We start from the raw sequence: 15,383 nt of genomic DNA, 5'->3' as shown, positions 1-15,383 counted from the left end.
TGAATTATTTATTCTGCTGTTGAGCAATATATTCTGATATGGAGGATACTGAATTGAAATTTTCAATGACCATATCTTGAGGCGGTACTTTTATTTCATATGCTTCCTCTAGGTGAGCAATAAGCTTCATAATAGTGATACTATCTATCAATCCACTGCTAAGTAATTCCTCCTCTTGGGTGACAAGGATATTTATTTCCTTATTGATATAATTGGTAATTTCTTCAACCATTAATTTGGATTTAATGCGGTTCGGTTTCTTTTGACCATATAATCAGGTCGCGGCTCAGTGACTTCTTTAATATTATCTGTTGGGTTGAAAGTAAACATCAGGAGTTTTCTGTCTTCCACACCCATATTTTGGTAAGAGCTATGCAATAGATTACAATGGAAGATGTGAACATCGCCCGCTTTTCCAGTAAAAGGTATAATTGGACTATGTTTTTTTACCATTTTGGCCAAGGTACTTTGGGTGATCATGTATTTCAAGTTCTCATCATGCACTCCATCCGGATTATTCAGGTAAGATTCAACTTCACCTTCCTTGTGGGAAGAGGGGATCGCCAAAACAGGACCATTTGCTACCTCCACATCCGACAATAAAATTGCAACAGTTAAGGCATTGGGAGCAATCATCCCATCTTCTTTCCAGAACTTAAAATCCTGATGCCAGCTCCAAACCCCAGACTCCAAGCTACTCTTTGTATTTAGTTTGGATTGGAAAAGGTAAAATTCAGTATTTAGCAATTGACTAATTAGGATAGGCAAAGAGGATTTTTCAAGCAACTCAAGAATTGAGGCATCAAATTTTTCAGGAGCAAAAACTGTCCTGATTTTCTGTGAATTCTTTTCCCGAAAAAACTCTGGACCATCCAGTTTTTCTATTTTTTCAATCGCTTCCTTGATCTGAACCAATGCATCACCTTGTAACCAACTAGTTAGATGTAAATAGCCTTGCTCTTGATACGCATCGATTTGATCCTTATTTAGCATAATAGATTTTCCTTATAATTAATTAGAAAACTGCTTCTCGAGCTTAAGATAGTGTACTTTTCCATTCACTGAATGTGGCAGAGATTGAACTTCGAAGAAATTTCTCGGAATGCTCGTTTTGGGTAATAAATTCAAAAGCTTCTTTCTTATTTCATCCATATCCAAGGTACTATTTTTAGGGACTATTGCTGCGCAAAGCTCTCTTGTTCCATTAGGCTGGCAGGTAAAAACAGCTACGTTTTTTACCTCTGGAAGCCTAAGTATCACTTGCTCGATTGCCCCCATTTCTACTCTATGTCCACTAATCTTCACTTGTCGATCCATTCTACCTACAAAAACCAATTCATCGTCCTCATTTAAATAGACATAATCTCCAGTCCTATAATACTTGGTTTCCTTTCCTTCTTGAATATCATAGAAAAATGCTTTTTCGTTAAGAAAATCATTATTCCAATAGCCTGACATCATAGTGGAAGAGTGTACTAATAACTCGCCCTGTTCTCCTGGGTTTACATGCTGGTTTTCAGAGTCTAGAATCAAATAGTTTGTATTGCTCCAAACCTGACCGATGGGTATTTCTTTTTCTGGGTTGACTGGCTCAGTAATCGTGTAATAAGTACACTGATTTACTTCTGCAGGACCATATACATTGGAAATTTTAGCGCTTGGTATTTTCTTGATTAACTCATTTAACTTTCCAGAAGGAAAGACTTCGCCTCCATATTTGATCCATCTGAGCTTAGGGAAATCAAGATCGAAATTTCCTTGAATCAATGAGATGAAAAGAGAAGGGACTGAGTATAAAATGCTGATTTCATTTGCTTTTATTGCTTCGCAAAAACTTCCCAGCATGATCAGTTCACTGGTGCCAAAAACATAAGTGGTACAACCTGCATAAATCGCGGAGAAATAGCCAAATGTGCTTTGATCAAAATGCAAGGAGGCCACATTTCCAATCACATCATCAGGAGTAACTTCATAGAGCAAGGCTGATTGTCTTGCATAAGCCATCCCGCTTGCGTGGGTATGAACGATCCCTTTGGGTTCACCTGTAGAGCCTGAAGTATATAAAATATAAGCCAGATCCGAAGGTTTGATATCTAAATCTAATGGGGAGTCATCTGCCTCTTGAAAAACAGTATTCCAATTGATCCCTGATTGAGAACCTAAAATGATTAACTCATCAGTTGCCATTTGATCAACTTTTCTCTGATGTGTTGGAATGGTGAGTAACACCTTTATGCCACAATCTTGAATAATGGCGTCGAGTTTCTCCGCAGGTTGACTGGGATCTAAAGCCACCAATACGGCACCTGCTTTTAACACACCATAAATGGCAAAGGAAGTAACTATGTTTTTCTCTATCAAAATGCCTATTCGTTCCCCCTGTTTAACATTTTGGGAAACAAGCCAATTGGCAAGTTGATTACTCTTCTGATCTAACTCCTGATAAGTAATTTGCCCTTCAGCACACTTAAAAGCAATCTTCTCCGGACTTGCTTTTGCACCGGCAGATAGGAGTTCGCTCAGTATTTGAGTTTTTGAATTCATAATAACCCATCCAGTTTGGCGATGATATTTCTTTGGATATCGGATGTGCCAGAATAGATTAATCCACCCAAGCCATCACGTAAATCTCGCTCTACTTCATATTCTGTAACCACCCCTTTGGCTCCAAAAATCCGGATAAAATCCAAGCTGGATTCCACAAAAGCTTCACTAATATATAATTTAGCCATCGCTGCTTCCTTCATTAAGGGTAAATCACTATGGTCAAGATAAGCCACCTTATACAAATGCATTTTTGAAGTTTCCAGTCGAAGCCTCATGTTGGCTATACGGTTGGATATAGATTGGTTTTTGCCAATACTTTGACCAAATGACTGCCGATTATTTGCATAATCAATGGACAGTTCCAATTGCTTTTCCATTCTCCCAATTTGACTGGCAAAGATGTATCCTCGTTCGGATTCCATGGCAGAGCTAAACAAACTCAAACCTGAACCCTCTCTGCCCAATCTATTTTCATCGGGAACAAAGCAGTTTTTGAAATAGAGGTTGCCCATGGGAGTGGTTCGCATTCCAACTTTGTCGCGGACCTCGCTTACTGTAAAGCCCTCCATGGTATTATCAACAATAAATGCTGTAATACCCCATTTGCCCAATTTGGCATTAGTAGTGGCAAAGACAACTGCTATTTCGCAAATGGGAGCGAGGGTGATGTAATGCTTTTCCCCAGTTAAAATATAGCCGCCTTCCACTTTATCAGCTGTCATCTCCAAAGCATAAGTGTCGGAACCTGAGCCTTCTTCAGTTATTCCAAAGGCTCCAATGGTACCTGATATTAGTTTTTTGAGATACTTATTCTTCTGATCTTCAGTTCCAAAAGCATTGATAGCCATTTGTGTGCTCCACAATTGAGAGTTGAGCGAAAAGGGGAGGCCATTGTCTTTACATCCATAGCCTAAACCTTCTAGCATGAGCACGGTAGTCAGCGGATCAAAACCACTTCCTCCATAAGACTTGCTAAAAGGCCAACCTAAAACCCCAAATTCAGCACATTTTTTCCATTCTTCTAAAGGGAAAATATTACCACGATCTTTCTCGGAAACATCCTGATTTAGATGAGTTTCAGAAAACTCAATGGCTTTCTTCTTTAATTCTAATTGTTCCTTGCTCCAGCTAAAATTCATTTTATTAAAACGTGAACTTCACAAAACCTCTGAAGTTGAAGGGTGTTCCAGGAGTGAAATGAATTTCACTTACAGGACTTGGTTCAAGACTTCCATCTGCCAATCGGATTCTTGACTCTGTATCAAATTGGGTTTCTTTCCAATCCGTATCCAATAAGTTTTCAATAAAGAATCCAACAGTGATGGCATTAAATGTATAACTGGCATTTAAATCCACAACTGTGTACCCTTCAGCAATTACGCTATTGTCTTCATTGGCTGGTCGATCTTGTAAATACCTTGCTCTAAGTGCACCGGCAAAACCGTCTTTTTCTAAACTTAATCCTCCAGTAGTAGTGATTCTAGGTGCCAAAGGAATAAAGTTATTTCCTTCTGGATCTTCTAAGCTTCTGGCATAAGAATAAGTGAAGTCACCATCAAAATACAACCAGTTGCTTGCCTGCCAACGCAAACCTAAATCTACACCTCTTCTGCCGGTTTTTCCACTTGGCTCCACAATACCAGCATCTCCCACATAAACAAACTCTTGCTCTAGTCTTAGATACCAAAGCGCAGTGTTTACAATCAATCTCGGCATCAGTTTAAAATTACCACCCACATCAACTCCAAAACCTCTTGGAAGGATGGATTCATTATTTGGTCTCTCTAAGACCACTCTAGTATCATTGGAGTGAAATCCAATTCCTGATTTCAAGAAGAGCTGAACCTTCTCATTTGCAGTGTAAATAAAGTTCAACTTTGGACTTAATACAGCTGCATTTAGAGATTTTGGATCATATTCTGGAGTCAAATCATCTTGATAAAGGAAGTTAAAGTAATCCACTCTCAAGCCTGGATTAATTCTCCATTTATTTATAAATAAGTCAAAATTTACATAACTGTAATAATTCGCCTCGGTAATATCTCCTCTTTGGGTTACAAAGCGAACGCTATCTCTGTTTTTAGTCCCGGCGAGTTCATTTCCTCTGCTGTCATCTGATCTTAATCCAACGCCAAACTGCAAAGCATAATCTCCACCACTAAAGGTATTGCTGTAGGTTAATTGACTCTCCAGGCCAAATAAGGCACGATCTTCCCTTTGTCTGATTTGATCCCCATTGACGGAGTCTTCTAAGAAAAAGGTGAAGTTTGAAAACAGTTCAAAATCATACTTGGAGAAATAGGCATTGTTCTTAATGAAGAGTCTATCATTGATCATTTTGGAATGATTCAAAGCAATATTACTTCTACTTGTATAACCACCTTCGGTATCATCTAAGGCACCAAAATTCGTGATTTGACCACTTTCTACCGCTCGAACGGGGATTTGCCCTGAGGCATCCCATTTACTTGTAAAATGTGAAGCGATTAAGCTAAAATCACTTCCGTCATCAAAGGTGACACCATATCGACCCATCAAATTTAATCTGTTGAAATTCTGACTGGATTCAAATGGGCCATCGCTGGATAAATATTCGGCAGCGATATAAGCATTGTTATTTACTTTGTTTACTAGGTTAAAAAGACCTACCGTTCTTATACTGTTAAAGCTACCTCCCTGCACAGAAACCGAACTTTTATCCAAACCTCTTTTAGTCTGGAAATTCACATATCCTGCTGTGGCAAAATTACCCTTGTCAGCATTGTAAGGACCTTTGTCAAAATCTATTCTCTCAACTGTCTCAGGGATAATAAAGTGTAAATCAGAGTAACCCTGACCATGAGCGTGCGATACCATATTGACAGGCATCCCATCTACGGAAATATTGATATCTGTACCGTGATCAATATCAAAACCTCTTAAGAAAATCTGTTCAGCTTTACCACCTCCTGCATGTTGGCCTATAAAAAGCCCAGGTACTTTTCTTAAAATATCCTGAGAAGTATTTACTGGATTGGTTTTAAGGTCAATTCTTGAAAGTGTACTCACTGGGTTCACATCTTGGCTAAAGATGACCTCTCCAAGTTCAATGGCAGATTCTTTTAATCGAATGGTAACTTCTTTTGAAAGATTATCTACTATATAAGCTTGAGTTTCATAACCGACATGGCTGATTTGAAGCGAGTCTCCTTTGGTTACTTCTGGTAAAACAAAGTACCCAGATTCATTCGTATGAGCATGATGCTCTGAAGTCGTATGAATAATATAGGCACCAATGATAGGGGAACCTGAAGTATCCAAAATTCTACCTTTTAAAGCTTGAGCCTGTATATAGCTGGAAAAAAGGAGTGTTATAAAAAAAGTAGAGAGTAATTTTTTGACCATGGTTATTTAGTTGGGGTCTAGAAAACTAGATTACTTAAATTTTAATTTTATCATGAAACCTTACTTCTCAGAAGGCTTTTTTGTTTGAAAAAATCTTAAAATATTTTCTTATTGAGAATCAGCTATTAATTGATGGATCATCCCGTATGGATTTTTTTCATCAGTGGAATAGGACTCTATGTTCATTTTAGTCCCTAGGTTTAATTCCTCAGCATATTTTGCAAATAAGCTTGCAACCACTTGATCTTCCAGAGCCCAACCTGTAGAATCAAATACACTCAAACTTGATTGGTACTTGCTCATCAGTTGCTCATCATGAATCAAATCAATCCAGGAAGGACCGATGTCTGTGGGTTCTAATTGCTGACATTCACCTTCTACTACCGCTTGCTCCAGAAAATCAGGACAAACATGGGCTTTTTGGAGTAGAGACTTTGGGAGTTCAAATTTTCCAGGGAAATCAGCTCCCACAGCATTAATATGTAAATGAGTTTTTGAATTTAATCTATCGAAGAGAGGGCCTTTTTCTGGTTCTATAGAAGTAGCTGTGCTCAAAATGTCAGCTTTCTCCATGATTTCTGAAATACTTGAGATCTTAGGTGAAATTCCCAAATCGATAGGGGAGATCCGCTCTGCCAAACTATTCATGGAGGCTTCATCGGTATCATAAATCAAAATCTCTTCTAATGGAAATAATCGGGATATCGCATGTATCTGTGTAATGGATTGTGCTCCACATCCAATGATCCCCAAGGTTTTAGAATTCTTATTAGCCATCATTTTACTGGCAACAGCACTGGAAGCTCCCGTCCTAATCGCGGTAAGCAAAACTCCATCCACGAGGTAATTTAAATGTCCAGTGTGAGCATCGTATGATGAAATGGTAGAAAGAATGGTGGGAAGCTTGAATCTTTTGGGATTTTCAGGATGATACCCCACCACTTTAATAATAATTTCTTCTCCTTTTTTCATCACAGGCATCCATTCTACCAATCCCAAAAAAGGTTTTTTATAATTAAATCCAGATCGAACAGGAACTTCTGTTTCTTTTTCTGAATAATTTTTTAATGAATCTTCCAGATTAAAAATTAAGTCATCCATCACTTTATTCAACCCTACTTTCCTGATAATCTGAATTATAGCGTCACTGTCAATGAGGATCGTTTCTTTACTTTTATTCATTTATGCTTTAGGTAAATAGTGGGTTAAAATTATGAATTGACTTGCCGATTCACTTTTTTAGTCAATACTTCAAACATAGATAGCATGTTATTGTTATGTAATTTGTTAAAAAAACTCACCCCAACCTTATGAATGGAACCAAAATATACCGTGCTAGTTTTTTATTCTTAGCTTTTTTCATCTTCTCAATATTCCAAGCATCCGCTCACAAACCCAATCAAAACTATGTATACCTAAGTATCTATGAGGGAGAAATGGATTGTAGGGTGGAGTTGAAAAAGAGTGACATTGAAAAAGTCCTGGGGTATTCCTTTTCGCAGGGAGAAATCCCTGAACCCAATAGTCGGGAAGTTCAAGCGATTGTCTCCTACATTGTTAAAAATCTGAAATTTAGCTCAAATCTGGGCGAACATGCTTTGAGTTTCGAGACCATAGATCTTCTTACTTTAAAGGATGATGATTTTCTATTGTTCAATTTTACCATGAGCAATATGCAACCAGTTCCATCTGAATTAGAGATCTATGATCAGATTTTCGTCAACGAACTAGGTAATAACCATGAGTCTCTACTGCATATAGAGCGGAATTGGAAAACCGGTGTATTGGCTAATGAATCGCTTCCATCTTTGATTTATGGAACATCTAACCCTATTCAGACCCTGAATATCGAAGAAGGATCTGTCTTTACAGGTTTTATGGCCATGGTCAAATCGGGTATCTATCATATTTGGATTGGTCTGGATCATATCTTGTTTTTAATCGCCTTATTGATCCCTTCTGTGATTATTTACCGATCAAAGAATGACCCAAAAAAGAGATGGTTAGGAATAAAATACACGGACTTCGTTCCGGAATCTAGCTTTAAAGCCGCCTTTCTATCTGTAGTTAAGATCATTACGATATTTACATTGGCACACTCGGTCACCTTAAGTTTGGCAGCATTAGAAGTGATTAATTTGCCTTCTAGACTAGTTGAGTCCATTATCGCTATATCTATTGCAATGGCAGCTTTCCATAACATTGTCCCTTTTCTCAATAAACGCGAATGGCTAATTATTTTGGTGTTCGGACTATTCCATGGTTTTGGTTTTGCCTCAGTTTTAGCGGAGCAATCAAGAGGAGGGGAGTACCTCGTGTATTCTTTGGTAGGCTTTAATTTTGGAGTTGAAATCGGTCAATTGGCAATCATCATTGTTGCATTTCCAATCCTTTTCCTTTTAAGTCGATTAAAAATATATAACATCATCTTGGTCGGATTCTCCATTTTGTTGATGTTAATTTCTACTTATTGGATTATTGAAAGGGCTTTTGGATATGATTTGAAACTTCATACTTGGTTGCTTGAAAAAGGAATCCTTTAGTAGCTTAGACTATGGAAGAAAATTCAGATGATCTTCTGGATCAGTGGCTTAATTTTAATGAAGCCGATCAAGATGCTGATGAACAAGTCAAGGAGCAAATTCCAAAAGCTCCTCAGGCTTCCTATTATCCTTTATCGATTGCCCAGCAACGTCTTTGGTTTGTTTACCAAAAAAATCCTGAAAGCCCAGTATATAATTACTTTGAAATCTGGAAATTTCAGGAAGGGGCTTTCCATTTGGAGACTTTTACCCAAGCCTTAGACCACTTAGTTGATAAACACCGTGTTTTAGCCAGCAATTACATTATCCTTGAGGAAGAAGCCGTAATGGTTTTCCGGGATAAGGATAGTTTCAGCCTTCAGGTCTACGATCAAAAGGTTAGTGAAGAGGAAGCTAGACAAAAACAAAAGGAATTAGCCAGCAAAGCCTTTAGACTGGAGTCCGACCCTTTAATTCGGATAGGAGTTTTTCTATTGGAAAATGGGGGATATTCCATTGGCATAACTTTTCATCATATTATTATAGATGCCTGGTCTATAGGGATTTTGAGGTCTGATTTTGCTGCTTTTTATAAGGAATTAAATGGCAAAGAGGAAAGTCAAAAATTAGAGTTAAACAAGGCTGATTTACAATATTCGGATTATACTCATTGGCAAAAGGAACAGCCAAAGGATAGTGCTCCAATCCATCCTTCTCAGGATTTAATGGACTCTTTTTTGGACCTTCCATTGGATTATTCGAGGCCCGCTACGCCCAGTTACCAGGGTAAGTTGCTTCGATTTTCGCTCCCAAAAGATCTTACGCCAAAAATTGGAGGTCTACTGAAAAAATTCCAAACCACTGATTTCAATATATTTCTTGCCGCTTTCCAGGTTTTACTTGGCCGATATGGGAAAAGTAAGGATGTGAACGTGGGCATTCCTGTTCTTTATCGAGAAAAGGAGGAGTTTAAGTCCATGGTTGGCTATTTTGTGGATACTCAGGTTATAGGGGCTAGTTTGGATGAACAAAAGTCATTTCCCGAACTGCTAAAGGAGATAAAAAACGATGTTTTAAAAGCTATTTCCTCAGAGAAGCCAAGCTATGAAGAACTTGTGATGGCTTCTAAAGAGATGAAAGATCAAAGCTATAATCCGATCTTTCAAGCGATGTTTGTAGGGCATTCAAGCGGGGAAAACCCATTCCGGGATCTTGGTATTCCTGTTGATTTTGAAGTTCTGGATTTAGATGTATCCAAGTTTGACTTGACATTACATCATTTTGGGCTAAAAGAGGGAGTTTATCAGATCGGGATAGAATTTAGCCAAGATTTGTTCTCCTCCATCTTTGCGGAGCGCATGAATAAACATTTTGCAAGCCTCCTCAAAGAGATTTGTGATCATCCTGATTTGCCTATCAATTCGTATTCTCTGATCTCAGAAGAGGAGAGAAGCTTTTTGACTTCAGGGTTAAGCCCGGATTTTCATCCCGAAAATGAGGGAACGGTTTTAACAGAGATTCTTGAAAACCTGCAGAGTAAAAGAGACCAAATTGCGGTGGTTTGTGGTGCAGAGCGCTTGAGTTATGGGGAATTGGACCATCGAAGTACGATCATTTCTAAGGAACTAGAAAAGCTTCATGTGGACCCTGAGTTACCAATCGGTATCTATATGGAAAGGTCCGTTGATTTCCTTGTTTCTCTACTAGCAATTATGAGAATTGGAGGCGCTTATTTGCCTTTGGATCCTGAATATCCAGATCAAAGAATTCTTCAATATTTACAGGAATCAGGAGCGGAATATGTGCTTTCCCATAGAGGCTTACTGACTTCCAAAACTTCCATTAAAGAATTTGTAAAAACATTAGAAATAGATTCATTTGATTATAATCAAATAATTGAAAATCAAATTTTTAAGGAATATTCATTCGATCATAAAGCATATCTCATTTTCACTTCTGGAAGTACGAAAAAACCCAAAGGAGTTTATGTAAATCATCAAAATTTATATTCCTCTGTTGCGGCTAGAAAAGCATATTATCAAGAGTCTCCAGAGGCCTTTTTATTGTTGTCCTCCTTTTCATTTGATAGCTCTGTTGCGGGGATTTTTTGGGCACTGTGTACTGGAGGAAAATTGGTCATTTCTCAGGCAAATGAATCCTTGGATACCTCAGCTCTTGACTCTATTATAAGTAGAGAGAAAATCAGTCATACCCTGATGCTGCCTTCTCTGTATCAGGCATTGATTCAAGGGAGTGAAAATTCATGGGATTCCCTTAAAACGGTGATTTTGGCAGGAGAGGAGTTCCCCAATGAATTGATTCCATCACATTTTGAAAAACAGCCAAAAACAAGGCTTTTTAATGAATATGGGCCTACTGAAGGAACGGTTTGGTGTACTGTTCAAGAGCTAAAAGCCGGTGAGTCATTTCATAAAGTGCCCATTGGTCTGGCAACTTCCAATGCCTTGGCATATGTGCTAGATGAGCAACAGGAGTTAAGTCCTGTAGGGATTTCGGGTGAACTTTGCATTGCTGGGGCAGGGTTGACAAAAGGCTATTTGTCAAAAAGTGAAACCGATGAAAAATTCCTAAAAAACCCTTATTCAGAGGTTTGGGATAGGATTTATAAAACCGGAGACCTTGTTCGCATTCAGAAAGACGGCTTGATAGAATACCTGGGAAGAAAGGATAATCAGGTAAAAATTCGGGGTCATCGAATCGAGTTGGCTGAAATACAGGAATTGGCGCTGCAATTCCCACAGGTTCAAATGGCAGTGGCTTTAGTCAGCAATGAAAAGGATCCTCAACTTATGTTGGCGTATACTTCGGGCCAAAAGTTGGAAGAAGGGGAATTGATCAGCTTTTTACGTGAAAAGCTTCCTCGATTTATGGTCCCAGACCTTTTGCTGCAATTGGAAGAATTTCCTTTACTGCCCAATGGAAAAGTGGATTTAGCCTCCATTCAAGAGCTTGCTCGATCCCAACCAAAAGCTGCAGAAACAGCCTTTAAAGGGCCGTCTACCTACCTGGAACGCCAAGTTGCTGGCATCTGGGCAGATGTGATGGGAGTAGAGGAAGTACCTGTCAACAGAGATTTCAATGAACTGGGAGGCAATTCTTTGCAAAGCATTCGCATTATTTCCAGGTGTAGAAATATAGGAATTAAGGTAACGCCTGCGCAATTTCTTCGCTATTCTACGGTGGAATCCTTGGTGAAATCCCTTCATCATGAGGAATATGCCAGACCAGAAAATTTGCTGGAGCTGGAAGTGTTAAAAATATGGGAGAAGTATTTAGGGCAGAAGTTGATTGGAGTTAAAGATAGCTTCCAAAAGAATGGGGGGGCAGAATATGAATGGAAGCTGGTAGAAAAGGAGTTGAATGATTCTTATGAATTTCAAAAACCTATCCAACTATCGGACTCCATTCAGGAAATTTCTGAAAAAGTAGTTAATAAAAAAGGCTTAGTTGAATTAGGTTCAAAACCCATAAAAAGAATCATTCCTGTTAAGACCACAGGGGACAAATTACCGGTTTTTTGCATACACAGCGAGTTTTACTACGAAACGGTTTATAGCCAGTTAACCAGGCATTTACCCGCAGAATACCCAGTTTATGGTGTATTATCGGTGAGCCCTGAATTAGTGAAGGATTCCGTTCCTGAAAATATAGGCGAAATCGCGGATTTATGTCTAGAGGAAATACGATTGATTCAAGGGAAAGGACCTTATCGGATTTTATCCTATTCCATAGGCAATGTGGTCGCGTTTGAGTTGGCCAAAAAGCTAAAGCAGCAAGGGGAGAAGGTCAATTTGGTGATGATTGATCCACCTTTATTTTTCGATAAATCAAGAGTATTTGGCAAGGGAGGTTATAGAAAATTATTCAAATACTTAGACTATTGGAATAAGCCTTCGGTACTGGTCAATAAGTTGATCAAAAAAGTGAAGAAAGATAAAAATCAGCCTGTATTGATTAAGGACACAGGTTTATTGAAAAAATACTTACTGGCTTATAAGCCTGAGAAAATTGACTGTGAAACCCTGCTTATTACTACGCCCAGGGAGTATAAACATGCTTTCGGATGGGAACCTTTGGTGAACATTGTAGATCGAGAGGAGATTTTGGGACCTCATCTTAAACTGATACGTGAGCCTTATACAGGTCAGATGAACGCTGCCATTGCCAGAAATCTAAAACGATGGGATCTTGAGATGGATTAAAGGCTTATATTATGAAAGTTGATTTATGGATTGCCAAACTGGATGACTGTCTGATAGAAGATGAAGAAATTCTTTCTGAAGAAGAGAGAACACGTGCCAATCGATTTTTGTATCCCCATTTAAAGGAACATTATACCAAACGAAGAAGCATTCTTCGGAAAATGCTTTCCAGGTATTTAGAAATTGATCCTAAGGAGATAGTTATCAAGGAGCGTAAATTAGGGAAGCCGTATGTAAGCAATAATGGAGAAGGAATATTTTTCAATACCTCACATTCCAAGGAATTCGTTCTTTATGGTTTCTCTAGAGAATCCGAGTTAGGAGTGGATTTAGAGTTTTTGAATTCAGAGATTGAGGCAGATTTGATCTCAACTCATTTTTTCTCTGTAGAGGAGATCAATTTGATTCGGAACTCTCAAGGCAGGGAAAAGACCGAAGCATTTTTCAGACTCTGGTGTATTAAGGAAGCTTATATCAAATTGGTAGGAAAAGGACTGACATTTCCGCTTGATCAAGTTTTGGTTAAGGATTCCATGACAGTTCCCAAATTAGAGATTCCCTTAAAATCAAGTGCAGAGAAAGTAAAAGAGCATACTTGTATTTACTCCAATTGGATTCCAGGTTTTGGTTTGGGGGTAGTGGTAGAAGGAAAAGAGCTGGAGATAGAATATAGGGTTTACAGCTAGGTATAGAGGTATTATTTATTTGTATTTAACATAATATAAATTATGTAACAATTATTATGAATTGCGTCCAGTCGCCAAGCGGATGGTTAACATAAAATCAGTTATCGGTACAGAGTACGATAACGGCTCGATTTTATGTTAAAGCAAATACATATTGAAGATTATCAAAAGCAAATCTCGGCTCTAACACTAATTCTGCTTTTATAATTCTCTATTAATAAATACCTGCTCAGCCAGAATGCAAGAGAATCTTGAGCAAAGCTTAACGCTCTATTTTCCTTATTCGGGCAAAGGTCCAGGTCGTTTTCATATAAGCGATTCTCATGGCTTAGAATTATTTCAATGGAGCCTAAAGAATGCATTGCATTTCTTTGCGCTTAGAATTCTATTTGTTCATTAGTCAGCTTGAGTTCTTTCATTATATTATCTTGCGAAAATTTTCAAAACAAGATCTTTTATCATGAGGCGAAAAATTCCAGAATCAACTCTACCAAAACTCAATCGTTCACAATTGATTACTTCCGAAGGCTTACAAAAGTTAAAGGAAGAACATGATCATTTGTGGCGAGTTGAACGTCCAGACGTTACCGCAAAGGTGGCATGGGCCGCAAGTTTGGGAGATCGTTCAGAAAATGCCGATTACCATTACAACAAAAAACGTCTTAGAGAAATTGATAATCGCCTTCGCTATTTGCGTAAATGTATTGATGACTTTAAAGTGATCGAATACCACCCCAATCAAGAAGGAAAAGTGAATTTTGGTGCTTGGGTAGAAATTAAAAACGAAAAGAAAGGGCTTAAAAATCGTTTTCGTATTGTTGGTTACGAAGAGTTAATTGGTAACAAAAATTATATCTCTATGGACTCTCCCATGGCTAAATCGCTTCTTGGTAAAGCTGTTGGAGATGAGGTGATTGTTAGTACCAAATTGGGTGATTTTGTATGGAAAATTCTAAAAATAGAGTATCAAAAGTAGTTTCGTTAATCATCACTAGAAGGAATTGCTTAGCATGAGGTACAATTTAAAACACCTTTTTTCTGCTTGGAAAACTACAGTTTTTCTGATTACTTATCGATTTTAATATGTTTGGGAATTATTAGGGATATTTTTGTTCTTCGCTCTTGCCCCCAACCTATGCTTTTATCCTTTACCTCCGAGATTAGTACTACTTCATGGATTCTTAGTTTTTTGGCCGCTTTTGTTATCGGATTGTCTAAATCTGGAATCAAAGGCATTGCCATCATCAATGTAACTTTTATGGCTATTGCCTTCGAAGCGAAGCAATCCACAGGCATTGTATTACCTCTTTTGGTGGTGGCAGATGTGTTTGCTGTGATTTATTACAATCGGCATACGCAATGGAAATATGTAGCAAAATTTCTTCCCTGGATGATTTTGGGGATTTTATTGGGAAGTTGGTTTGGGATGGATCTTCCAGAAAAAGCCTTTAAAATCTGTATGGCGACCATTATCTTCCTAACCGTCGCTTTTATTGTTTATTGGGATCAAAAAAAGGAAAAAACGGTACCTACTCACTGGGCATTTTCAAGCGGTGTTGGTACGCTGGCAGGCTTTACCACCATGGTTGGTAATTTGGCAGGACCTATATCTAATATTTACTTTCTTGCCATGCGATTGCCCAAAAACCACTTCATTGGTACCGCTGCCTGGCTCTTTTTGATCATCAATGTGTTCAAATTACCCTTTCATTTCTTTATCTGGAACACTATTTCTGCAGAAACCCTCCTACTCGACTTGAAACTGATCCCGGGAATTATCTTAGGATTTTTACTGGGAATTAAAATCGTCAAAATGATCGATGAGGCCTTTTTTAGAAAAATGATATTGGTATTGACCGCTTTGGGAGCAATCATTATTTTGTTTAAATAACATCATTAAATCTAAGTTATAATTGATTTATTGACTTCTACCCAACTTAGAATATAAAAACCTTCGAGGTTTTGAAAACGGCAAAGGTTATGGTTAAATACCTCTGGAACGCTCTTTGCGTATTTATACT

General features: G+C 38.2%; 11 protein-coding genes. 5 read left to right on the top strand and 6 right to left on the bottom strand.

What is annotated here, in order from left to right:
* Positions 1-4: 4 nt before the first annotated feature.
* The 6 genes from ALPR1_RS11615 to ALPR1_RS11590 all read right to left on the bottom strand — a co-directional run bounded on the left by ALPR1_RS11615 (position 5) and on the right by ALPR1_RS11590 (position 7,113).
* Entirely contained in the window at positions 5-232 is a 228-nt protein-coding gene (locus ALPR1_RS11615) for a phosphopantetheine-binding protein (protein ID WP_040302788.1), read from the bottom strand.
* Positions 232-993: a phytanoyl-CoA dioxygenase family protein gene (locus ALPR1_RS11610; protein WP_008200899.1), complete on the bottom strand. Its 762-nt coding sequence runs from the start codon at positions 991-993 to the stop codon at positions 232-234. Before ALPR1_RS11610 ends, ALPR1_RS11615 begins: the two co-directional genes overlap by 1 nt.
* Positions 994-1,011: 18 nt before the next feature.
* Positions 1,012-2,544: an amino acid adenylation domain-containing protein gene (locus tag ALPR1_RS11605; protein WP_008200897.1), complete on the bottom strand. Its 1,533-nt coding sequence runs from the start codon at positions 2,542-2,544 to the stop codon at positions 1,012-1,014.
* The gene (locus tag ALPR1_RS11600) at positions 2,541-3,686 is read right to left on the bottom strand and encodes an acyl-CoA dehydrogenase family protein (protein ID WP_008200895.1); all 1,146 of its coding nucleotides are present in this window, start codon (positions 3,684-3,686) and stop codon (positions 2,541-2,543) included. Before ALPR1_RS11600 ends, ALPR1_RS11605 begins: the two co-directional genes overlap by 4 nt.
* Before the next feature lie 4 nt (positions 3,687-3,690).
* On the bottom strand, positions 3,691-5,931 hold the full coding sequence (locus ALPR1_RS11595) for a TonB-dependent receptor (protein WP_008200894.1): 2,241 nt from the start codon (positions 5,929-5,931) through the stop codon (positions 3,691-3,693).
* A gap of 108 nt (positions 5,932-6,039) precedes the next feature.
* Complete coding sequence (locus tag ALPR1_RS11590; RefSeq protein ID WP_008200893.1) at positions 6,040-7,113, bottom strand: ornithine cyclodeaminase family protein; 1,074 nt, start codon at positions 7,111-7,113, stop codon at positions 6,040-6,042.
* A 128-nt stretch (positions 7,114-7,241) separates the two neighbouring features.
* Between ALPR1_RS11590 and ALPR1_RS20335 the strand changes: the two genes are divergently transcribed.
* From ALPR1_RS20335 to ALPR1_RS11565, 5 genes are all read left to right on the top strand, one after another.
* Positions 7,242-8,474 (top strand): HupE/UreJ family protein, encoded by a 1,233-nt coding sequence (locus tag ALPR1_RS20335; protein WP_008200890.1) that lies wholly within the window; start codon positions 7,242-7,244, stop codon positions 8,472-8,474.
* An 11-nt stretch (positions 8,475-8,485) separates the two neighbouring features.
* Positions 8,486-12,676 carry a non-ribosomal peptide synthetase gene (locus ALPR1_RS11580; protein WP_008200888.1) on the top strand — a complete coding sequence of 1,397 codons (4,191 nt, stop codon included), beginning with the start codon at positions 8,486-8,488 and terminating at the stop codon, positions 12,674-12,676.
* 11 nt (positions 12,677-12,687) lie between these two features.
* Entirely contained in the window at positions 12,688-13,362 is a 675-nt protein-coding gene (locus ALPR1_RS11575; RefSeq protein WP_008200886.1) for a 4'-phosphopantetheinyl transferase family protein, read from the top strand.
* A gap of 460 nt (positions 13,363-13,822) precedes the next feature.
* Positions 13,823-14,338, top strand: coding sequence for a transcription elongation factor GreB (gene greB, locus ALPR1_RS11570; RefSeq protein ID WP_008200885.1), 516 nt, complete (start codon positions 13,823-13,825; stop codon positions 14,336-14,338).
* A gap of 159 nt (positions 14,339-14,497) precedes the next feature.
* On the top strand, positions 14,498-15,253 hold the full coding sequence (locus tag ALPR1_RS11565) for a sulfite exporter TauE/SafE family protein (protein ID WP_008200883.1): 756 nt from the start codon (positions 14,498-14,500) through the stop codon (positions 15,251-15,253).
* The last annotated feature ends 130 nt before the right edge of the window (positions 15,254-15,383 follow it).

The sequence above is a fragment of the Algoriphagus machipongonensis genome, assembly GCF_000166275.1.
GTDB lineage: Bacteria > Bacteroidota > Bacteroidia > Cytophagales > Cyclobacteriaceae > Algoriphagus > Algoriphagus machipongonensis.
This window is presented reverse-complemented; position numbering and strand designations above follow the sequence as displayed.